General features: G+C 36.4%; 25 protein-coding genes. 7 read left to right on the forward strand and 18 right to left on the reverse strand.

Annotated features, from left to right (window positions below; genetic code table 11):
• Positions 1 to 54 precede the first annotated feature (54 nt).
• Both ACIPKN_RS18355 and ACIPKN_RS18360 read left to right on the forward strand, forming a co-directional pair.
• A complete protein-coding gene (locus tag ACIPKN_RS18355; protein WP_400938730.1) occupies positions 55 to 432 on the forward strand; it encodes a hypothetical protein in 378 nt (125 codons plus the stop codon).
• A gap of 218 nt (positions 433 to 650) precedes the next feature.
• Positions 651 to 863 carry a hypothetical protein gene (locus ACIPKN_RS18360; RefSeq protein WP_400938732.1) on the forward strand — a complete coding sequence of 71 codons (213 nt, stop codon included), beginning with the start codon at positions 651 to 653 and terminating at the stop codon, positions 861 to 863.
• Between the two features lie 140 nt (positions 864 to 1,003).
• Here the strand turns inward: ACIPKN_RS18360 and ACIPKN_RS18365 are convergent, their stop codons facing one another.
• Positions 1,004 to 1,375, reverse strand: coding sequence for a HesB/IscA family protein (locus ACIPKN_RS18365; RefSeq protein WP_142510557.1), 372 nt, complete (start codon positions 1,373 to 1,375; stop codon positions 1,004 to 1,006).
• 185 nt (positions 1,376 to 1,560) lie between these two features.
• Here ACIPKN_RS18365 and ACIPKN_RS18370 point away from each other — a divergent pair, with 185 nt between their 5' ends.
• Positions 1,561 to 2,253, forward strand: coding sequence for a DUF2225 domain-containing protein (locus ACIPKN_RS18370; protein ID WP_400938735.1), 693 nt, complete (start codon positions 1,561 to 1,563; stop codon positions 2,251 to 2,253).
• A gap of 50 nt (positions 2,254 to 2,303) precedes the next feature.
• Here the strand turns inward: ACIPKN_RS18370 and ACIPKN_RS18375 are convergent, their stop codons facing one another.
• Entirely contained in the window at positions 2,304 to 2,540 is a 237-nt protein-coding gene (locus ACIPKN_RS18375) for a NifU family protein (RefSeq protein ID WP_010857481.1), read from the reverse strand.
• A gap of 83 nt (positions 2,541 to 2,623) precedes the next feature.
• Between ACIPKN_RS18375 and ACIPKN_RS18380 the strand changes: the two genes are divergently transcribed.
• Positions 2,624 to 2,959 carry a YuzD family protein gene (locus ACIPKN_RS18380; RefSeq protein WP_400938738.1) on the forward strand — a complete coding sequence of 112 codons (336 nt, stop codon included), beginning with the start codon at positions 2,624 to 2,626 and terminating at the stop codon, positions 2,957 to 2,959.
• A 70-nt stretch (positions 2,960 to 3,029) separates the two neighbouring features.
• On the opposite strand, the gene ACIPKN_RS18385 is transcribed toward ACIPKN_RS18380, so the two are convergent.
• Complete coding sequence (locus ACIPKN_RS18385; RefSeq protein WP_400938740.1) at positions 3,030 to 4,094, reverse strand: NAD(P)/FAD-dependent oxidoreductase; 1,065 nt, start codon at positions 4,092 to 4,094, stop codon at positions 3,030 to 3,032.
• 357 nt (positions 4,095 to 4,451) lie between these two features.
• Between ACIPKN_RS18385 and ACIPKN_RS18390 the strand changes: the two genes are divergently transcribed.
• A complete protein-coding gene (locus ACIPKN_RS18390; protein WP_142510561.1) occupies positions 4,452 to 4,688 on the forward strand; it encodes a YuzB family protein in 237 nt (78 codons plus the stop codon).
• A 126-nt stretch (positions 4,689 to 4,814) separates the two neighbouring features.
• Here the strand turns inward: ACIPKN_RS18390 and ACIPKN_RS18395 are convergent, their stop codons facing one another.
• Together ACIPKN_RS18395 and ACIPKN_RS18400 are read right to left on the reverse strand one after the other, a co-directional pair.
• A complete protein-coding gene (locus ACIPKN_RS18395) occupies positions 4,815 to 5,576 on the reverse strand; it encodes a TIGR01457 family HAD-type hydrolase (RefSeq protein ID WP_400938743.1) in 762 nt (253 codons plus the stop codon).
• Complete coding sequence (locus ACIPKN_RS18400) at positions 5,573 to 6,025, reverse strand: DUF86 domain-containing protein (protein WP_400938745.1); 453 nt, start codon at positions 6,023 to 6,025, stop codon at positions 5,573 to 5,575. Before ACIPKN_RS18400 ends, ACIPKN_RS18395 begins: the two co-directional genes overlap by 4 nt.
• Before the next feature lie 88 nt (positions 6,026 to 6,113).
• On the opposite strand from ACIPKN_RS18400, the gene ACIPKN_RS18405 reads away from it, so the two are divergent.
• A complete protein-coding gene (locus ACIPKN_RS18405; RefSeq protein ID WP_142510564.1) occupies positions 6,114 to 6,380 on the forward strand; it encodes a DUF3055 domain-containing protein in 267 nt (88 codons plus the stop codon).
• A 176-nt stretch (positions 6,381 to 6,556) separates the two neighbouring features.
• On the opposite strand, the gene ACIPKN_RS18410 is transcribed toward ACIPKN_RS18405, so the two are convergent.
• The 12 genes from ACIPKN_RS18410 to ACIPKN_RS18465 all read right to left on the reverse strand — a co-directional run bounded on the left by ACIPKN_RS18410 (position 6,557) and on the right by ACIPKN_RS18465 (position 16,717).
• Positions 6,557 to 6,751, reverse strand: coding sequence for a hypothetical protein (locus ACIPKN_RS18410; protein ID WP_400938748.1), 195 nt, complete (start codon positions 6,749 to 6,751; stop codon positions 6,557 to 6,559).
• A gap of 64 nt (positions 6,752 to 6,815) precedes the next feature.
• Positions 6,816 to 7,343, reverse strand: coding sequence for a D-glycero-alpha-D-manno-heptose-1,7-bisphosphate 7-phosphatase (locus ACIPKN_RS18415; protein ID WP_400938750.1), 528 nt, complete (start codon positions 7,341 to 7,343; stop codon positions 6,816 to 6,818).
• Between the two features lie 453 nt (positions 7,344 to 7,796).
• A complete protein-coding gene (locus ACIPKN_RS18420; protein ID WP_400938752.1) occupies positions 7,797 to 8,150 on the reverse strand; it encodes a YutD family protein in 354 nt (117 codons plus the stop codon).
• Between the two features lie 32 nt (positions 8,151 to 8,182).
• Positions 8,183 to 9,106 (reverse strand): lipoyl synthase, encoded by a 924-nt coding sequence (gene lipA, locus ACIPKN_RS18425; protein ID WP_132361772.1) that lies wholly within the window; start codon positions 9,104 to 9,106, stop codon positions 8,183 to 8,185.
• Between the two features lie 271 nt (positions 9,107 to 9,377).
• Entirely contained in the window at positions 9,378 to 10,166 is a 789-nt protein-coding gene (yunB, locus tag ACIPKN_RS18430) for a sporulation protein YunB (RefSeq protein WP_400938756.1), read from the reverse strand.
• A 43-nt stretch (positions 10,167 to 10,209) separates the two neighbouring features.
• Positions 10,210 to 11,319, reverse strand: a complete 1,110-nt coding sequence (locus ACIPKN_RS18435) for an HD-GYP domain-containing protein (protein WP_400938759.1) — start codon at positions 11,317 to 11,319, stop codon at positions 10,210 to 10,212.
• A gap of 41 nt (positions 11,320 to 11,360) precedes the next feature.
• Complete coding sequence (locus ACIPKN_RS18440) at positions 11,361 to 12,725, reverse strand: bifunctional metallophosphatase/5'-nucleotidase (protein ID WP_400938761.1); 1,365 nt, start codon at positions 12,723 to 12,725, stop codon at positions 11,361 to 11,363.
• Between the two features lie 82 nt (positions 12,726 to 12,807).
• Positions 12,808 to 13,629 (reverse strand): sulfite exporter TauE/SafE family protein, encoded by an 822-nt coding sequence (locus tag ACIPKN_RS18445; protein WP_400938764.1) that lies wholly within the window; start codon positions 13,627 to 13,629, stop codon positions 12,808 to 12,810.
• The gene (locus ACIPKN_RS18450; RefSeq protein ID WP_400938766.1) at positions 13,629 to 14,486 is read right to left on the reverse strand and encodes a DUF72 domain-containing protein; all 858 of its coding nucleotides are present in this window, start codon (positions 14,484 to 14,486) and stop codon (positions 13,629 to 13,631) included. Before ACIPKN_RS18450 ends, ACIPKN_RS18445 begins: the two co-directional genes overlap by 1 nt.
• Positions 14,487 to 14,685: 199 nt before the next feature.
• Positions 14,686 to 15,288, reverse strand: coding sequence for a nitroreductase family protein (locus ACIPKN_RS18455; RefSeq protein ID WP_400938769.1), 603 nt, complete (start codon positions 15,286 to 15,288; stop codon positions 14,686 to 14,688).
• A 91-nt stretch (positions 15,289 to 15,379) separates the two neighbouring features.
• Complete coding sequence (locus ACIPKN_RS18460; RefSeq protein WP_400938772.1) at positions 15,380 to 15,979, reverse strand: DsbA family oxidoreductase; 600 nt, start codon at positions 15,977 to 15,979, stop codon at positions 15,380 to 15,382.
• 300 nt (positions 15,980 to 16,279) lie between these two features.
• Positions 16,280 to 16,717 (reverse strand): Rrf2 family transcriptional regulator, encoded by a 438-nt coding sequence (locus ACIPKN_RS18465; protein WP_400938955.1) that lies wholly within the window; start codon positions 16,715 to 16,717, stop codon positions 16,280 to 16,282.
• 1,053 nt (positions 16,718 to 17,770) lie between these two features.
• On the opposite strand from ACIPKN_RS18465, the gene ACIPKN_RS18470 reads away from it, so the two are divergent.
• Positions 17,771 to 18,637: a ferritin-like domain-containing protein gene (locus ACIPKN_RS18470; RefSeq protein ID WP_400938775.1), complete on the forward strand. Its 867-nt coding sequence runs from the start codon at positions 17,771 to 17,773 to the stop codon at positions 18,635 to 18,637.
• Positions 18,638 to 18,765: 128 nt separating this feature from the next.
• On the opposite strand, the gene ACIPKN_RS18475 is transcribed toward ACIPKN_RS18470, so the two are convergent.
• Positions 18,766 to 20,124 carry a lytic polysaccharide monooxygenase gene (locus ACIPKN_RS18475; RefSeq protein WP_400938778.1) on the reverse strand — a complete coding sequence of 453 codons (1,359 nt, stop codon included), beginning with the start codon at positions 20,122 to 20,124 and terminating at the stop codon, positions 18,766 to 18,768.
• Positions 20,125 to 20,269 lie beyond the last annotated feature (145 nt).

Consider the following 20,269-nt stretch of genomic DNA (forward strand, 5'->3'; position numbering starts at 1 on the left):
TATTCCATGTTATAATTTTGAAGAAAATTAATATTAGTTTAAAAGGAGTACAAAATGATGTTTAAAGACCCTTGGAATCCTACGCAAAAAGAGATAAAAAAATGGGCATATAGTGATGAAATGGAACCTGTGCAAGATTGGGAACTCGCTATCTATAAAATCGAAAATATACCAATGATTTGTACATTTGTTGAGGATGAGCAATGTGAACATACTTCTTATTTCCTTAATACTTTATATGTTTTCACTGGAGATATGGTTCGGGTAGGTAGAGATATTCAAAAGCTATCTCAATTACTAGATACGATTGAAAATACAACCAAATCAAAAGAACTTAAATTGTGGATCGAACGTTCTCAACTTCTCATTGAATATCCGGAATACTATGATAGCTCTTATTGGGGTCTTTGTTCAAAGTTTGTTTATGAATGATCACAAATTTTAATATAGCCATAAAAGATAGGACTTGCATCTAGGATTGATTTTCATCCCTGCCAAGTTCTTTTGTTTTCTTCTAACAGCACACAGGATTGCTTCTAAGAGGTTTCTTCAATTATTCTTGTAAGCTAAATCTGTTTTGACCTTATCTTTTTTCCCTGTGGTAACGGTCAATCTCATCTGTTGCACGTTATATATGGGGAGGTAGTAATTTGATTATTTTTGCGTTTATTATCGTTTACTTCATGCCTATACTCGGGATCATTTTTTGTTTAAATCTTGTCAGCATTTTAACTAAAATTAAGAAGGATGAAAAGACAACGAAGAATACATTTTGGCTTACACTTTCATATCTATGGGAACTATTATGGAGTAAGACGAAATTGCCAACTCCATCGCCTATCAAACTAGAGGCTTGTGGTTAGGAGATTTCTTCTCCATTGCTACCTACAGCTTATATTTCATCTTTTTCAAGAACATACAAAAAAGCCTTTTCAATTCGTTATGTTTTCCAACATACAAATTAAAAAGGCTTGGTATCTACACACATTTAGACAATTTATTTCTAATCACAAATCTCAGGCGTACCTTCACGTTTCGCCGCTTTAAAGCTTGTGCCACAGCCGCAAGATGCGATTGCATTTGGATTATCGATGGTGAAGCCTCCGCCCATTAGCGATTGCTTATAGTCAATTTTTGTCCCTATTAAAATCGGCGCATCTTCACGGGAAACAAGAATTGTTAAACCATGTTGTATATCTTCAAAATCATCTTCTTTTTTCTCTTTATCAAAATGCATACCGTATGATAGGCCACTGCAGCCGCCACCATTAACAACTACACGTAAAAACGAACTTTGCTCTTCATTGTGCTCCATCATTTCATTAATATGAAAGACAGCCGCTTCAGTAACTTCAATTACTTGCTTACTTGTCATCCCAATCACCTTCCTTCTTACTTATTATCATATCAATTTTGACTATTGTATGACAAACATTCAGCTTCAAAAGGGTTTTTAGTAAAAATTCTAATATTTTTCACATTTTTAGTATTTTTTATCCATTTCTATAAAACCTTCATTGGTATAATAGTTATAATAAGTCGATGAAAGAGGTATAAAATATGGAGATTTCACCTTATTACGTAAAAAAAATTCAATGTCTTAATTGCAAAAAAGAATTTCCAACATTAAAAGTACGCTCTAAATTCATTAAAGTAGATCATACAGAAACAGATTTTCATCCTATTTATGCAGACGGTGTAAATGCCCTTTATTATAATGTATTTGTTTGTGAGCATTGCGGATTTTCATTTACAGAGGACTTTTCAAAATATTTTTCTCCTGGCACGCAAGATGATATTCGCGCGCAAATTACAGAAAAATGGGTACACCATGATTTTAAGGGCGAACGCACTGTATTCCAAGCAATACAAGCATATAAATTAGCCTTCCTTTGCGGTACGATTAAAAAAGAAAAATTTGTTGCTATAGCTGGGCTTACATTACGTCTTGCATGGCTATATCGTTCACTAAAAAACGAAGGCCAAGAGCAACGCTTTATGACAATGGCCCGAGATTACTATATGGATTCTTATTCAACTGAGGATTACAGCTCAACGCAAATGTCAGATATACGCATTATGTATATGATTGCCGAACTATCACGACGTGTAGGTGATTTAGAAAATGCTACACGCTTCTTTTCAAAGGTCATTGAAAAGCAAAGTATTGGCGGAGAAGCGAAGATCGTAGATATGGCTAAGGAACAATGGGCAATTATTCGAGAAGAAAAAGAACATGCCCGCCAAGTTTAAGAAAAAAAGTTCTAGTCTGAATACATCAGCTAGAACTTTTTTTAGTCGATTTAGAATACTTGCTCTACTTCAATAATACCTGGTACTTCTTCTAATAATGCGCGCTCGATACCAGCTTTAAGTGTAATTGTTGAACTTGGGCAACTACCACATGCACCTAATAAACGTAATTTTACAATGCCGTCTTCTACATCTACTAATTCACAGTCTCCACCGTCACGTAGTAAGAATGGGCGTAATTTATCTAATACCTCTTGAACTTGATCGTTAATTGTTGCTTCTGCCATTTGTCTCGACTCCTTTCCTTATAATGATTATAATGTTAGCAACAGAAAAAATCCAATATTGAATCACGAGGAGTGGAAATGAAATGAGTCAAACGAAACCACTGATTGAAATTTACGGAACAGCGATAATTTGCGCAAGTTGTGTCAATGCGCCATCTTCAAAGGATACATATGAGTGGCTACAAGCAGCCATAGATCGAAAATATCCAAACCAAGGATATGATATTCGCTATATCGATATCGAGGGACCAATTGAGAATGAGCGCGATCAAGATTATGCTACACGCATTCAAGAAGATGAATTTTTTTATCCACTTGTCCTTATAAATAATGAAGTAGTGGGCGAAGGCTATGTGCAATTAAAGCCTGTATTTACTGCACTTGAAAATTTAGGTTTCGTTCCTGACGAAACTGTTTAAAAGAAATAAAAGGAATTGTTTCAAAAGTAAATTTTGAAACAATTCCTTTTTATAAAGATCAACGAACTAATTAGTCATTTTGACGTTTGTAGTACCATAATAATCCTGATTTCATTAAGCGTGCGATACGTCCTGTTACTGTTGTATCTGCTAAGTAAACGAAGCCTTGTTTTTTACCAAGAGCTCCCATGAATCCTTTTAATTTAATATCAGGCATTTTCTCAGGTAAGTTTTCGCCTTTCCAACGCATGCGAAGTACTTTGACGATTTGTTCTGCTTGCTCCTCCGCTAACTGCGCAGTTGGAGGTAATTCTGAAGCAGCACAGTCACCTACAACATATACATGCTCATCATCAAGAAGATTGAAATATTGTGTGACAAGCGGACGTCCTTGTTTATCTTTCTCAACTTCTAAATCACGAACAATTTTGACAGGCTGTACACCAGCAGTCCAAACTACAGAATCGAGTGCAATTTCATCTTCGTGATTGTAAATTTTACCTTGATCAATTTTTGTAATATTTGAATTGGCAATGACTTCGACATTATGTTTTACGAACCAGTCTTTTACATATTTGCTTAGCTTTTCTGGGAAGTCCTTCAGAATACGAGGACCACGGTCGAATAGCTTTATTTTCAAATCTGATCGGCTTTCACGTAACTCACTTGCAAGCTCAATACCACTTAAGCCAGCTCCTACAATTCCGACTGTAGAGCCTGCTGGTAAACCACAAAGTGCTTGGAATGTTGAACGTGATTTCGCCATTGTCTGAATGCTATATGTGTACTCCTCTGCACCTGGTACACCGTGATATTTATCCTCACAGCCAAGACCAATTACTAAATCATCATATTCAATACGTTGTCCATCTTCTAGAATGACTACTTTTTCCGCACGATTAATTTCAACAACTTCTCCATATACAGCCGATAAACGTTCATGCTCTGGAAAGCTTACTCGAATTTCTTTATCTGTTGCAGTCCCTGCTGCTAATGCGTAAAATTCTGTTTTTAAACTATGGAAAGGGGCTCTGTCTACTAGCACGATTTCTGTGTCTAATGGAACATTTGGTAATAATCGAAGCATCAGACGCATATTGCCGTAGCCGCCACCTAAAAGTACTAATTTTCCCATAATAGTCTCCTTTTATATCTCTTGTATTAATTGTTCACAAAGTATCCACAAATGAGTATAACTGATTGTGAGAAGTTTCACAATATCAGAATGCAATTTTGTGAAAGATTTCACAAAATACATGCTAACTTGCTTTTTTCGAACGATTTTTGTATCATTTGAGATCCGATAAATTGTCGCTATTGTTCGAATTTTCCTTGAATATCGTTTTCTTCTCTTCACTTTTGTAAAGGGAATTTACATCATTTGGCGTGCGCACAACTTTATCACTTAGTATCTGCTTTTATATCATGATCAACTCAAATCATTGACGAATGTTTTAAAAGCGAGTAGCATTACTTTGGTGAGGTGACATGTATGAATCCAATGGTTGAATTTTGTATAAGTAATTTAGCAAACGGCTCCCAAAAAACTTATGAAATATTAGAGCGTGATCCGAACATCGACGTTTTGGAATATGGCTGCCTTAGTTACTGTACAAAATGTTCAGAATCATTTTATGCAATCGTCAATGGTGAACTAGTTGAGGCTGATTCTCCTGAAGCGTTGACGAATGCCATTTATCAATTTATCGAAGAAAATCCGTTATGGTAATGAAGGCGTAATACCTCATTCATATAATGATGAAACACTTACTCTAAATTTGAACATATAAAAAGGATGTTATGCCAAAAAAATCGACATAAGCATCCTTTTTTTATGTTTGAACTATTCATTCAATTATGCCTCGGCAATTAAAGCTTCTACTACATAGGTAGGTTGCTGCTCCTTCTCAAGTACAACCTTTGTTGGTGTAACACCCGTATTTACATGGATTGTGTCACAGCCATAACGAATTCCACACATAATATCTGTGTCGTAATTATCGCCAATCATCACCATTTCATCTTTCTTAAAGTCATGCTCTGTTGCAATGACTTCAAGCATTGCAGGTGATGGTTTACCGATATAGATTGGCTCAACGTCTGCAACCTCACCTACTAATCGGGCAAACGACCCATTACCTGGCAAAAAACCATGTTCTGTCGGGAATTTAATATCTTGATTCGTTGCTATAAACGTCGCACCATTTTGCACAGCAATTGTAGCCTTCGCAAGTGCCATATAATCTAGATTTCGATCAATTCCCATAACAAATACCTCTGGCTCATCCTCAGTTGGTTCAATGCCTTCATTAAATAACGCTTTACGAATACCATCAGAACCTAGCATGGCTACTTTTTTGCCAGGGAAATTCAAGGCTACATATTTTGCAGTAACTAATGCACTAGAGTAAATATGTTCTAACGGTGCATTCACACCTATAGCGCTTAAAGCTTCCTGCAGTTGCTCTCTTGTCTTAGAAGAATTGTTTGTTACGTAAAATGGCTCGATTCCTATTTGTTGTAACCGATGAATAAAAGTAATCGCAGAAGGAATGCCATCCTTTCCACGGTACACTGTACCATCTAAATCAAAACAATATGCCTTGTAGGTTTTCATTGGTGATCCTCTGGTAAAAATGCTGAAACAGGGCCGAGTTCATTTGTTAAATAACTATTCACAGCTGGTGAGAATTGCTTTAATGCTGGTAAAGTCGTTGTTAACACATTAACAACTTCCTGAACATCTACATTTGTGAATTCACGAACAAGCATTTTACGTAAACCAACTACTACTTTTAACGGTGCTTCCATTTCAGTAGATACGACTTTTTCATCGATTAAAATATCAATAATATCCTCATAGCTTCCTGGATCACGCATAATGAAACCGTCAATCATTAAATTTCCTACATCCATCATTGACTCCATCACATTGTGACCAATTCGCTCGATTGCTAATTTCTTCATATCGTTTTCTAGCCAGCTATCTTCTGACTCTAAAATTGCTAATAGTCTATCTAAGTACTGTAAGTTTTTTGTGATTTTATTACGATCTACAAAATACACAAGGAAAGCCCCCATTCAAATCTTTAAAAGTTGATAGTCATTTCTCTTCTATAGTACCATATCTATAGGACTGGAAGGAGATTAAAAGATGGAACGTTTTTTTTTATATGATGATGTAGAAGATACAAAAACACGCTTTGTTAGTTTTGCAGGGAATAGGTTACGTTATGATTTAGCCATTTTGCAATCGGGTCGTTTCTTTGGAAAAGTGCTTGTCATGGATATTCAATTTGGACGCTTTGCTATAATTGGTCCAGATGATGTAGAAGAGCCTGGCTATCTTGAACACGTATACAATCGCACAGAGGAAGATACAGTCGAGCTACGGGAATACTTACGTGAATTATTAAATTAACACCCTCCAAAGTGGGTGTTTTTTTGTGCCTGCAATATAGCAATTAAGAATTACATACAAAAAAATTCCGCTTTTCTGCGACAATAGGGTTCTAATTTACGCACTGTGCAACAGAAGGTTGGCGGAATTTTTTTGTAAATATCTTAGTATCAATTATGCCTCATCGGATCGTGCTACTACTTTTCATTATTTAATTTAGCAGGATTATCCTTATTGCGAGGCTTGTCTTTGTTCTCATTGTCATTTTGTTTTTTGGCTTGTTGATTTTGCCCAATTACTCCTAAGTCATCAACACTAATATCAAAGCCAAAACCATATTCTTCTCGATCTAACGATTTTTTATTTTTTTTAGTCAAATTAATCACCCCCAATAAATAAATTATCCTTATTTACATGATTTATACGCTTTGTCTTTCCACTTCAACAATACTAGCGTTATGCTGTTGCATCCTTAATAATCCAATCAGCAGCACTAATTAAATCTGGAAAAATCGCATCTGCCAGTGGATCTTTCGCACCTAAAAATACCCCTTTAGTTCCTGCTCGTTTGCCTGCTATAATATCTGTATCCGTATCTCCCACCATGTAGGATTTCGCTAAGTCAATATTATATTTTTCACCAAGATCTACGATTAATTTACTACTAGGTTTACGGCAGGCACAGCCCGACTTTGGTTTATGGGGGCAATAGACAATTTCGTGAATCATGGCCCCTTCCTTCTTCAATTCTTTTACCATATGCTCGTGTATTTTTTGTAGCTGCGTTTCTTTCATAAACCCCAATCCAACGCCACCTTGATTGGTTACTACAAATATATAGTCGAAGTATTTATTCAATTTTTTTATAGCTTTCGAAACATGCGGCAGGAAATAGAGATCCTTAGGTTTATTGACAAATTTAACGCGATCCGTTAAAACTTCATTGATGACCCCATCACGATCCAAAAATACAGCTTTTTTCATCTAAACAACACACACCTTTAATAAAACTGGAATTAATTTTAAAATCCGTCCTTTTTGATTCACCACCAAAAGTTGGAGATGGTATTTGTTAAAACGTATATCCTGAATATAAGTTGATTGGAGTGGAGGCTGGGCGACTCTTTGGGGAACAGCGATATAGGAACGAAGGCTAAAAGCATCACATCCTGTGATAACGCCTTCGTGACCAACATCGTGTTGGCCCGAGACCCTGCAGCGAAGCGAAGCGGCAGCAACAAATGTTTTTTCTGTGCGAAAGCGAAGCGGCAGCTACAAATGTTTTTTCTGTGCGAAAGCGAAGCGGCAGCTACAAAGCGCCCAGTTGGAACGGAAATCAACCACACGCTATGCCATATTTTTATTATTACCAGATTTTAAAAACCTATCACTACAAAGTAAAAACCTGATGCAAAATTCGCATCAGGTTTTAAACGTTTATTCTGCTATTTGTGCATTCTCAACAAGCTTTGTCACTTCATGTTCTTCACTTACTACAACTTCTGGCTGTTGAGTAGATTTGCCGGATTTTCGCAAGACGAAATATGCACAGCCAAAATTACAATACTCAAATAAGTAATCTTGTAATGTACTAATCTTCGTATCGAAAGTGGCTTTTTGATTTTTATCATCAAAAAAGCCTTTTAAGCGTAATTGACTATAGCCCCAGTCGCCCACAATATAATCATATCTGGCTAAAATATCTGAGTATCGTTCCTTGAATACTTCCTCTTGAAAAGCTTCTTTGTAATCTTCAATAATCTCGTATTCATATCCTTCTATATCGATCAAAGTGGCACCGCCTTCTATTTCAGCATTTGTTCTTACTGTTCTGCTTGTAGCTGACGTTCTTTTGTCGCTTCGTTAACTTGTTCATCAGCATGATAGCTACTACGTACAAGTGGGCCTGCCTCACAATGCTTAAACCCTTTTTCCATTGCGATTTTACGCAGTTTACCAAACTCTATTGGAGAATAATACTTTTTAACAGGCAAATGCTTTTTCGTTGGCTGTAAGTATTGACCAATTGTCATAATATCTACGTCGTTTGCTCGTAAATCGTCCATAACTTCTAAAATTTCTTCATGTGTTTCACCTAAGCCTATCATTAATGATGACTTCGTAGGGATGTCTGGCTGCATTTCTTTTGCCAAACGAAGAAACTCTAATGAACGCTCATATTTTGCACGTGCACGTACTCTTGGCGTTAGGCGACGCACTGTTTCAATATTATGATTTAAAATATCCGGCTTCGCATCCATTAACATTTGAAGGTTCTCTTGTAAACCACCTAAATCGGATGGTAAAACTTCAATCGATGTAAACGGACTTTTACGACGAATCGCACGGACTGTTTCAGCTAATACTTGCGCACCGCCATCCTTTAAGTCATCACGTGCTACCATTGTAATAACAACGTGCTTCAAGTTCATAATAGCTACTGAATCTGCTACTCGTTCTGGCTCAGCTAGGTCTAATTCATTTGGTAAGCCTGTTTTAACAGCACAGAAACGGCAAGCACGCGTACAAACAGATCCAAGGATCATCATTGTTGCTGTACGTCGTTCACCCCAGCATTCATGAATATTAGGACAGCGTGCCTCCTCACATACTGTATGCAGATTTTTTTCACGCATGAGCTTCTTTAGCCCTTTATATTCATCATTTGTGTTTAATTTAATTTTTAACCAATCTGGTTTTCTTAAATATTCTTCTTTTTCTTTGCTTGTAGGTTTACAAGATGTCATACGGATATCGCCCCTATCAAATATATGCAGTTTTTATATTACTATCTTCACTGTCAATGTAACATATTAAATGAACTCCAACAACTATAACAATCTAATATGCCTCGGCATAATTGCGTCCGGAATCGGCTTTGTGCTTAGGCCTGCGTGATGCATGTCAGTGGATGTGAAGTTCTTAGCCTTAGTTCCTCTATTCAGTAGGTGTTTGGACACTTTACCTGTCGCTAAGCTTTCGGTACAAAGAACATTTGCTGAAAGAAGTTAAACATTTTTACTTTTTAGGAGTGATAGGTACTTGAATTGAAGGTACCTCTTCACCACCTTTTGAATAAACACTTGGAACATCCCCTCTTACTAAGCCCATTGCCACTGGAATATCCTGAGTAACTGTAGTAGTTTTACTAGCAAAAGGGACAATAATTTGCACTTTTACTTCTATATGAATCCCTACCGACATATAGGCACTATTTATACCATATTCCTCTATTGAAGAAGTAACTTCACTATGCACATTGCCAATTACATGAAAGCGTATTGGAATTTTAGGTCCTAAATTCCCGATTAAAGGGATATTAGCCGCCTGACTCAACGGCATATAAAAAACTACCCCATTACCTTCATTGATCTTGTTATAATCATATTCAACATTATCAAGATTTGGCAAATGCGACAACTCTCCTTGCTCTGCCTGCTCTAAATACAATTTTACTTGATTGACCGTTTCTGTTCGAACTCGATTAATCGTTTCAGTATTAACTTTCAAATCAGCATGGTTCCCAGGGGATACTTCTACAAGAATATCATTAACATCCATAACACTTGATGTACGAGAATCAATCGCTTTACTCACAACGGAAGATGCAATTTTAGCCGTTTGTATTTCAGCATAATCTAAGTAGGTCGGCATAAGCTGCTCATTTAAATAATAAATAAATAAAAAAACACCGATAATAACAAATACAACTATTAGGGTTAATCGATTCAATCGATTTCCCTTTTTTCTATAGTTGCTATGATTACTATATGATCGTAATTTCATTCTTTTTCGAGGGAAAAACAAAAAATCTCCTCCTGTTCCTTAACGTATGAACAGGAGGAGATTTTTATTCGATTTTCAATGGTACAACATAATCTACTTCAACGCTTTCTATTATTACGGTTGGGTAGTCCACAAAATTAATTTCATATGTAGCTGCTATTAATTGATTTTGTTCCTCAAAAATACGAACCCAAGGTAATGCGGCATTCAATGCATTTTGTCTCGATACAATACCTCGGCGCCCATCCGATAATTTTAAAATAACACCATTTGGATAATGTACAACAGACCTTTTCAATGCTTTTACAATACGTGCATCGTATATCGTTCCAGCGCCTGCTTCTAAAATTGCTAGACCCTGGGAAGGTAGCATTTTTTCTCGATATACACGACTTGTAGTCACCGCATCAAAGACGTCTGCTACACCAATAATTTTGGCAAACGGATGGATTTCAAAATCTACCAAGCCCCTTGGATAGCCACTCCCATCAATCCGTTCATGATGTTGGAAAGCACAATGTGCAACAATCAATGATATGGAATGTAAATTACGTAACAAATCAAAACCATATCGAGTATGCTGCTTCATCGTTTCAAACTCTTCACACGTTAGGCGCTCAGGCTTTGTGAGGATCTCTTTTGGTACCATAAGCTTCCCAATGTCATGTAACAAAGCGCCAATCCCAATTAAACGTAAATCCTCTACTGAGTATCCAAGCTCTTTCGCAATCGCTATCGAATATAGTGTGACTTGAAAGGAATGTTGATATAAATATTCATCAAATAAATACGCATCTGTTAGTATTGTTAAAATTTCATCATTACCCTTAACTGCCAACAGTAACTCGTCTACAATTGAGACAATTGCTTTTGATTGTTGGTCAAGCACATAAGAGGCATTTACTGGATTTAAACCATTGATTGATTGGAAAGAATCTTTAATGGTTGAAATTGCTTTATTTCGAATAACAGTTGGAACTGTTTCTTGTACCTCAATACCCTTAGAAATTTTATCGTCAATATATAAATAATGCGTATTTAATTGTTGAAGCCTTTGTATGATACGTTCATTAATGACAACATCTTTCTTTAAAAGAGGATGCCCCGCCTCATTCCAAATGGTTCTTGCTAATACCATTCCTTCTTTTAATACATCGATTGAAATTAATCGCATGACCTTTTCCCCAATCCATTCTTAAAGCGTTTTATCTACTATTACTTAAAGAATCTTTGACCATAATCTATCATAATGTTTCGTAAAAATTCTGGTAGAATATATTTTTTCTTAGCATATTTAAAGCTTGGATAAAAATAACCGAACGTAAACAAATCAAGTGTTACTAATTTATAAATTCGATCATTATCTGCAAGCTTCCCATTGATAAGTAATTGGCGATCTTCATTCATCGAAAAGCCATAAGTTAACATCTTCCCAAAAATAACGCCTCTAAACCCTAATCCTTTTAGCTCAATATATGGCCATTCTTCATTTTTAGATTGCTGAAAAATTTCTTTCATTTCAGCAACTGATAATTCAATCGTACATAAATTTATAGGATGTGGGAAAATTCTATGCAAATCTAGTGCTGTCACTGTTCCCTTAGGTAAACCATCTAAAAAAATACCCGCGTTAAATAACGCACAATCTGCTCCACTTTTCTCTAAAATCGCACGCGCGAACAAATCTGATAATTGCGAATAATGCAACCATTCCTTGTTGTACGATTTTCCCGTAGTGAATACTGGAATATCAAGTAATCGTTTGCCTTCCTTTTCAAAATATTGAACGATTTCATGTTCATTTTTAATCGCAGGCAAATCATTATTATGAATTAATGTATCCTTTTTTTCAACAATTTCCCTAGATTTTGTATCATATTCTAACGTAAGATGGCCAGTATATTGTCCAAATTTCCCTCCACCCGTTAATAAAACGCCATTAATTAGCTTTCCATTAGGGAGAACATGATGTGTATGTGAGCCGAATATAACATCTATTTCTGGGCATTCCTCAGCTAAAAGCTCATCCTCTGTTATCCCTAAATGTGACAAACAAACAATTATATCTACTTCTTTGCGAAGCTGAAGTGCTAAGCGAATGAGTGAACTTCGTGCCTCATCTATCTCCCAGTCTAATTCGTTATAATAAATTTCAAACATAGCCGTTGCTGCAATGGCTGCAACCTTTGTGCCATAAGCAGTTGTTAATACAACATACGGCTTCATCCACGCTGGGTTTGGTACTTGAGAGGCATTCACATTAGCAACTACTACGTCAAAAGTTGCTTCATCATACAAATGGTATAGCTCCTCATGGGACAACGTTATACCTTCATTATTACCAATTGTCACTACGTCGTAGCCCGCTTCATTCAATAATCTCACATTGCCCTTACCGACTGTTGCTTCCGTATAAATATTTGAACGATCTAAATGATCGCCAACATCAAATAAATAACTTGTTTCTCCCATGGTTGTAAGCTTCGTACGCATTTCTTCCACATAGGTTTGCATTCGTGGCCAATACTTAAAATGACTGTGCAAATCATTCGTATGAAATATATGAATTTTTTCCAGCAATTAAGCCACCTCTTCTTTAAAATAGCTTCTATGTCTGTAGAAGACTTTCTATCAAAATCATCTTTACTTTCCGGACCTAATATCACAATAACCCTTCGATAATAGAACGAATTCCTAATAATAATAAAATAACTCGAAGCGCTACTACAAGCGTATCTGATTTAATTCTTTTATTTAATGCGGCCCCTAGCTTTGCTCCAATATAAGCTCCTGGGATAACAGGAATCGTATAGAGCCATGGAACGTGTCCTAAATAAACATGACTCGCTGAATTAACAATCGACGATAAAAATACCATGAACATCGATGTTGCCACTGCAACGTGCGGTGGGAATAAAAATAAAATAATCATGGCAGGCACGATCATCGAGCCTCCACCAATACCAAATAATCCAGAGGCAAAGCCTATGCCAAATGTTAATGCAATGGCAAACCAAATGGGATACCCATATATAAAGGTATTTCCTTCTTTATCTTTGAACTCCTGTTGCATGCCGTTTTTTACAAACCATTCTACAGGTTTCAATCGATCACGTACAAGTAATATCGTCGCTAAAATGATGAGTAAAATACCAAAATACAAATTAAATGATGGTACATCTAGCCCCTTATTTACCCATGCACCCAGCATTGTTCCAGGTATACTTCCTATAAAGAATATCCAACCACTCTTATAATCAACTGTTTTAGATTTCATATAGCTTAATGTAGAGGCAAGTCCAGTAAAAATCATCATGACAACAGATAAACCAACTACTTTTTGAGGAGTGATATCTGGTATCATCCCTAGATTTAACCCAACGTATAAAGTTGCTGGAACTAAGATAATCCCTCCGCCAAGCCCAACCAACGAGCCAATTATCCCAGATAATAATGCTATAATAACTAAAACAAAAAATTCCATTATAGTTCCCCTTCAAACATGTTTAATTGTTTAGGCGCTAACCCTATGTCTTTAATCGCTAGAATACCTTGTAATTCCTTTGCATTTTTCGCAGCATGAAGCCCTGAATTATTATTAAATAATACATATAGATCCTGTACTTCTGATTGGAGATGTTTCAAACGCTGTCCAAGCTGCTGCAATTCTTCACTATTGTAATCATATAAAAAGCGAACCTTCCGCCAGTTCTCGGCATTACCAGTATTACGCCAGCCATGAATGTTACGTCCATGAATACGTACAAGTGCCTTCGTCGCAGTAGCCGTAGGATAAAATGGTACAGAACCTACGCCAGCCTGTGGTTCATCACAAATTGTATGAATAAATTGATGCTCTCGTAAAAAATCCATTGTTTGCTGCACTACATTGTCCGCATACCATGTTCGATTGCGAAACTCAATAGCTACGTCAAAGCCTTTGAGCTGCTGCCTAATATACAATAAATATTGTACATTCTTAGTCTGACAATCAAACCACGGTGGGAATTGTGCTAGTACAATCGCCAGCTTCCCGTGACGTTTAAATTCATTGGCACATTCGATAAAGGCATTAAACATGTCATTTTTTGATTCAAACGGTATGTCGCCACGTAAATGACCAGTCATTCCTTGATAGGCCTTCACAACAAAACGAAAATTTTCGGGTGTATCTTCACACCACTTTCGAACATTCTCTTTAGAAGGTATTGCATAAAAAGAAGTATCTACTTCTACCGTTAAAAAGTGACCTGTATAATCGAATAATTTGTCCTTTGAGGCAGTCACTTCACTATAAAGCGAAGGATGATCACCCCAACCAGTTAATCCAACTATAATCATGTGACCCCCTCCTCTATGTATATTTATCATAGCATATACTTTCTAATGAAATATGAACGTATCGTAAAAAACCTAGCTTATAAACAAGGCATATATGGATATTATCATACAATATATAGGGTCAATTTCCATTTGACTAAAAATTAAAAACCCGGTTAAGTGCATCACGTCCACTTAACCGGGTTTATTATTGATTTAATTAATAAAACTTCACTACATCTTCAAAAGGTAAAGAAGTTTTTTCTCCTGGTTGCTCATTTGGCTCACCGAATGGCATTTGAGCTACAAGGCTCCATTCTGCTGGAATATTCCAAGTTTCTTTAACTTCCTCGTCAATAATTGGATTGTAGTGCTGAATAGATGCGCCAATTCCTTCAGTAGTTAAAGACATCCATGTTGCGTATTGTAGCATAGCATTTCCTTGATGAGACCAGAAAGGGAATTGATCTTTATAAGAAGGAGCATTTTCTTGCATTTGTTCGATTGTTGCTTGATTTTCAAAGAATAAGATTGTTCCTACTCCATCTTTAAAGCCATGTAAACGCTCTTCTGTTGCAGCAAAATTTTCTGCTGGAACACGCGCACGTAATGTTTCTTTAACAATATCCCAAAACTTTTCATGCTCATTATCCATTAAAACTACTACGCGTCCACTTTGCATATTAAATGAAGATGGTGCATGTACACTAATTTTTAATAGCTCTTCCATTTTTTCTTTTGTAATCGCTGCGTTCTTTTTCACTTTACGGATTGAACGGCGATTAATAATTGCTTCTTTTAAATTAGTTGTTGTTACTGACATTTGTAGTTCCTCCAAATTTTAATTAAATTTATATATAGACTTTTCCATGCAGCCTTCATTTGGCTACTGTTTAAATCTAAATTTCCATTTTCTATTTTTTTAATTGCTGATCGATGACTTGCTCTATTCTTTCTTTACTAGCTAACCCTTGGATTATTTCATCACCAATAATTAGTGTAGGAACAGCCGTAATATTTGCTTCTTCATATGCATGCCTTAGAGACTCTTGATGTACTTCACGATATTTACCTGAAAGCAAAGATTTTTTGAATTCGTCTTTTGGCAGACCTACCTCATTTGCTAATTGAGTTAACACGTCTACATCCTCAATATTTTGTTCCTCTTGGAAAAATGCTGTGAAAACTCTATGATGAAATTCATTTCCTTTTTGATATACCTTAGCGAATTGATATCCTTCAAAAGCTAAATTTGTATAAGGATGTGGAGATACACGCGGTAATCGCATATCAATCCCTAGCTTTTTAGCTGTAGGGAGAATATAGGAGTCCCACGAACCTAATTTAGCAGGCTCTTTCCAAGGATCAATTTTAGGATACGGTTTAGGCCTTAATTCAAACGGCATCCATTCTATGTCAATATCCTTTTCTTTTGCAATTTCATCTAATGGCCCTTTTCCTAAAAAACAGAAAGGACAAATAAAATCCGAATATGCTTTTATTTTAAGGGTCATCCAATAAACCTTCCTTTCTCTTTTTGTTGTAACCATAATAGTTACAACTAAGTCAAATAAATAATGCATTCAGACCAATTATACCTCGGCATAATTGCGTCCGAAATCGGCTTTGTGCTGAGACCTGCAGATGTTTTTTGCGCGAAAGCGTAGCGTCAGCAGCAGATGTTTTTTGTGCGAAAGCGCAGTGCTAACGTAGCGTCAGCAACACTGATGCAAGTCAGTTAGCCGTTATCGCATGGATACGATGATTCCTTTCCGATTTCTGCGACATCCACTGATAGAAGTGAAAGGAATGCATTATTTTGATTGTTGAATTTCACGGACTAAAGATGTAATCACTTGTTCCATAGTAATATTAGCCAATACTTGTTCCATTGCTTCTTGTGCTTGCACTAAAATTAGCTCTAACACAGCCTGTATATTTGCACCTATAGGACAATCAGGATTTGGATTTTCATGTAGATGAAATAACTGATCTTCTTCTACAACTTCTACTGATCGAAAAACATCCAACAAAGTGATAGCATCCAGATCTTTAACTAAAGAAGCTCCACCTGTTCCCCTACGCACTTGCACTATACCTGCCTTTTTAAGATAGGATACTATTTTCCTAATCACTACTGGATTTGTATTTACGCTTTCCGCCATAAATTCTGATGTGCAAATAGTCGATGGATTTTGTTTGATGATTGATAAAATATGAACAGCAATTGTAAAACGACTGCTAATTTTAATCTTCATCACCTCCAGCTGTAACCATTATAGTTACAACAAGAAAATAAGTCAACTGTTTTTATAAGCAAATCAGACATGTTGATAAACTATATTTTACTGTGATATCGAAGGCTTATTTACACTGCTGGTTGCTCGCTTAGGAGTCGAGCATCTTCGCTACAATCAACGAATAAGCTATTTCACGCAGTTAATAGTTTTATAGGGAGGTTCATAACAAAGACATCTCTTCATTTTCCTATCTATTCATGTCTGAAAAAATATTATCATTTATCCCTCGGTATAATTGTAGCTGTCGCAATCTTTCGCGCAGATCATGGCATCCGGAATCGCCTTGAGGGATGGATATAAAATGTCTGAGATCACCTGAGTTTGCTCCATGAGCGCGGGTAAATTAGATGGATCAGCGCCAAAATTTTCAGGATTATTCTTACTAGCCAGTAGTTGCATCACCCAAATCGTCGGCTGAGGCGTCCAAATCGCAAAAGCCGATGTGATTAGAACAATAACAAAAAAAACCATTCGTATAAGCTTAGTTAATTTGAGAATTTGCTTTTTTCCTAATCGTTGATGGGATTCTTGTATCTGCGACTTAGAGTAATTTTCATCTACTATACTACATATTTGTCATTTTACAATTTTCTGACTATACAAGGAATTCAAACCTATATAAAATGCCAGGCAATTATGTTTAACAACCTCGCTAGGCGAAAATGAAATGACTTTGCACAATTACCTATACACAAAGCATAAGATAAGTTGATGGATCAATTATGCCCCGGCATAATTACGTCCGGAATCGGCTTTGTGCTTAGGCCTGCAATTATTTTTGGGGCGAAGGTGTCGCTACAACGACACCGATGCAGGTCAGTTAGCCGTTATCACACGGATGCGATGATTTTAGGCTAACATCCTTTATTAATTCCATTCCGATTCCGTGACATCCGCCGAAGGCTTTAGCTTCTTTCAGCGGATGTCTTTTGTACCGAAAGCGTAAGACAGGTACAGGTGTTTGGACACCCGCTGAAAGAAGAGTTAAACAAAAGGAGGACAACGATGTATCCAAATCAATACTATTATCATTATGCTCCACAGCATAATGGTACTTATCCTATGCTAAACGATGCTCAACTTGTAAATGATATTCAGAAGGCAATTAATGCTGAATATAGTGCCATTGCTTGTTATGAGAAGTTAGCTAAGATGGCTCCTACCGAGGATGAAAAGAATAGAATACTTGAGATTCAAAAGGATGAACTACGCCATCTCGAGGAATTTAGCAAACTTTATACGAATTTAACAGGAAGAAAGCCTTCTTATCAAATAATTGAGGAATGTCCGGACAACTATAGGGCTGGAATCGAATTTGCTTTTAAAGATGAACAAGAAGCTGTTGATTCTTATTTAGATATAGCAGATAAAGCAAATGATCCGATGATTAAAGAAAGATTTCGACGTGCAGCAGCGGACGAGCAAAATCACGCTGTATGGTTTTTGTTTTTTTTTTCAAAAAGCCCCGAGATAAATAGGGAAACTCAAAATGACAGTGATCAAGATACATTACTGCCTTCTACATTGACGTCTCCTCAACTGTTTGGTGAAAACTTAGCTCAATCTATTTTTGATCATTTTCTAGGAAACTTTAACTTTTTTAATAATACATTGGGGCATATAAATGCTTTATTGCCATTTTCCGAACGTAATTGGGTACCGTTTTCTAATAACGAATCGCAGTTATTCGTAACAAACTTAGAAAACAATAAAATAGCCTATGTGGCTAGGAGTCAGAAGGAAAAAGACAATGTATCTATGTCCGAAACCTTTATTGCATATAATATTCCTAATACAGGTTTTCCAACTGTTTTCCCTCAACTTTATAACGGCTCTTTAAACCATCAAAACAACATTAGGTACTTACCTTGAAGATCAAAAGAAGGAGACGATTTTCAATGTTCGTCTCCTTCAATCTAAACGCTATGCAGATTTTTTACCTTTATATCCAAAAAATAATATTACATAATTTCTTTAAGAAAATCCCTTTTATTAAAACTTTATTTACTTTCTTTCCATAAAGACAATGCGAATATCCAATTTGGATCTCCATATCCTTGATAACTTTGCACAGCTTCATATATTTTCCCTTGATGCTCTACTTTATCACCTTTTGTGTACGCCTTATATGGACTCCATTGCTCATAAGTCGACCCTTGCTCTTTTGTAGTCACAGTGAAAATAGAACTTTTATTAGATTCATTTCCTGCTGCATCAACGGCAGTAACTGCATACGTATATGTTGTATTGGATTGTAGATTCATGTCCATAAAGGAAGTAGTTTTCGATGTTCCAACTACAGTCAGTTGCCCTACTTGTGTGCCTCGATATATAACATAGTGGTCAACTGCTACATTATCCTCTGATGCCCCCCACATTAAGTCTACACTTGAGGATGTTACTCCCATCGCATGAAGTGAAGTTGGTTGCGTTGGTGCTTCTGTGTCCGGAACTGCATTCATTGTCTCTACAGCTATAGACTCACTTTCTTTCGAAATATTTCCAGCGGCATCCACTGCCTTTATTGTATATGTATATTTTGTATTCGCTTTTAAATTTTTATCTGTGAATGTTGTTCCCGGTAAAGTTCCAATTGCTTTACCATCGCGTAATACTTGATATTCTTTTACCCCTACATTGTCTGTAGAAGGATTCCATTTTAGCTCAACACTGTTAGAAGTAACTTTCATTGCTTGCAATCCATTCGGTTGACTTGGAGCTTCTTTATCCACATCCACATTATTTACCAAATTTACATCAATTACATTATAGAAAGCATTTGTAGTATCAGCTACATCCCAAACAGCTAGAATCACGTGGTAGCCACTACGGTCAGTTGGCACGTTAATTGTATGAGTTAAATTATTTGATGCAGCAGTACCATTATGTTCAACAGTTCCAATTGGCTCAAGATCAGCACGGGTTAATGGTTTATTAGGATCCCATCCCTTTTTCGTAATATAATAGTGCCACTTGCTTGTTAAATGCGGCGCAGTGTACTTCCATGTAAAGGTATTTGGTCCACCTGTAATCGTATTCTTAAACCAGCGATTTACGGATTGTTGATCGAGGATGCCACCAAACATACCTCCTGCAGATGCAATTTTACCATCAATTGGTCCACCTTGTGGAAATCCTTTTGGTGCCTCTAAGCTCTGTGGCTCATACATAACGTTTCCACAGCTTAAGTTAAGACCGCCATAATTTTGGTTACATAAAGCGGCACGGCTAGCTGGTTTTTCAACAAACCCATGTGCATATGCATTTGGCGCCATTGCCATCCCCATGATTCCAGCTGCTAATATGGCAGCACTTATGCCCTTTTTACTTTTACTTAATTTTGCGAATTTAGTATTCATATAAGTAGTCTCCTTATCTTTGAAAATGTATTTCTACTCGTATGATAGCTATGGATTAAAAATTAGGCAAACTATGTATAAATGTTATAAAAGTCGCATTGTACTGTTATGTTTTTTCGCAAAAGAAGTATATTAATAGCTCTAA

It is taken from the genome of Lysinibacillus sp. NPDC086135 (assembly GCF_044746345.1).
Lineage (GTDB): Bacteria > Bacillota > Bacilli > Bacillales_A > Planococcaceae > Lysinibacillus.

Excerpts from the sequence above, each read along its gene's own strand:
- ACIPKN_RS18460 (WP_400938772.1), bottom strand. The coding sequence starts at position 15,979 with ATGACCCTTAAAATAAAAGCATATTCGGATTTTATTTGTCCTTTCTGT.
- ACIPKN_RS18390 (WP_142510561.1), top strand. The coding sequence starts at position 4,452 with ATGAATCCAATGGTTGAATTTTGTATAAGTAATTTAGCAAACGGCTCC.
- ACIPKN_RS18435 (WP_400938759.1), bottom strand. The coding sequence starts at position 11,319 with ATGCGATTAATTTCAATCGATGTATTAAAAGAAGGAATGGTATTAGCA.
- ACIPKN_RS18445 (WP_400938764.1), bottom strand. The coding sequence starts at position 13,629 with ATGGAATTTTTTGTTTTAGTTATTATAGCATTATTATCTGGGATAATT.
- ACIPKN_RS18395 (WP_400938743.1), bottom strand. The coding sequence starts at position 5,576 with ATGAAAACCTACAAGGCATATTGTTTTGATTTAGATGGTACAGTGTAC.
- ACIPKN_RS18415 (WP_400938750.1), bottom strand. The coding sequence starts at position 7,343 with ATGAAAAAAGCTGTATTTTTGGATCGTGATGGGGTCATCAATGAAGTT.
- ACIPKN_RS18450 (WP_400938766.1), bottom strand. The coding sequence starts at position 14,486 with ATGATTATAGTTGGATTAACTGGTTGGGGTGATCATCCTTCGCTTTAT.
- ACIPKN_RS18370 (WP_400938735.1), top strand. The coding sequence starts at position 1,561 with ATGGAGATTTCACCTTATTACGTAAAAAAAATTCAATGTCTTAATTGC.
- lipA (WP_132361772.1), bottom strand. The coding sequence starts at position 9,106 with ATGACATCTTGTAAACCTACAAGCAAAGAAAAAGAAGAATATTTAAGA.
- ACIPKN_RS18355 (WP_400938730.1), top strand. The coding sequence starts at position 55 with ATGATGTTTAAAGACCCTTGGAATCCTACGCAAAAAGAGATAAAAAAA.
- ACIPKN_RS18405 (WP_142510564.1), top strand. The coding sequence starts at position 6,114 with ATGGAACGTTTTTTTTTATATGATGATGTAGAAGATACAAAAACACGC.
- ACIPKN_RS18475 (WP_400938778.1), bottom strand. The coding sequence starts at position 20,124 with ATGAATACTAAATTCGCAAAATTAAGTAAAAGTAAAAAGGGCATAAGT.
- ACIPKN_RS18375 (WP_010857481.1), bottom strand. The coding sequence starts at position 2,540 with ATGGCAGAAGCAACAATTAACGATCAAGTTCAAGAGGTATTAGATAAA.
- ACIPKN_RS18455 (WP_400938769.1), bottom strand. The coding sequence starts at position 15,288 with ATGTCAGTAACAACAACTAATTTAAAAGAAGCAATTATTAATCGCCGT.
- ACIPKN_RS18365 (WP_142510557.1), bottom strand. The coding sequence starts at position 1,375 with ATGACAAGTAAGCAAGTAATTGAAGTTACTGAAGCGGCTGTCTTTCAT.
- ACIPKN_RS18380 (WP_400938738.1), top strand. The coding sequence starts at position 2,624 with ATGAGTCAAACGAAACCACTGATTGAAATTTACGGAACAGCGATAATT.
- ACIPKN_RS18385 (WP_400938740.1), bottom strand. The coding sequence starts at position 4,094 with ATGGGAAAATTAGTACTTTTAGGTGGCGGCTACGGCAATATGCGTCTG.
- ACIPKN_RS18470 (WP_400938775.1), top strand. The coding sequence starts at position 17,771 with ATGTATCCAAATCAATACTATTATCATTATGCTCCACAGCATAATGGT.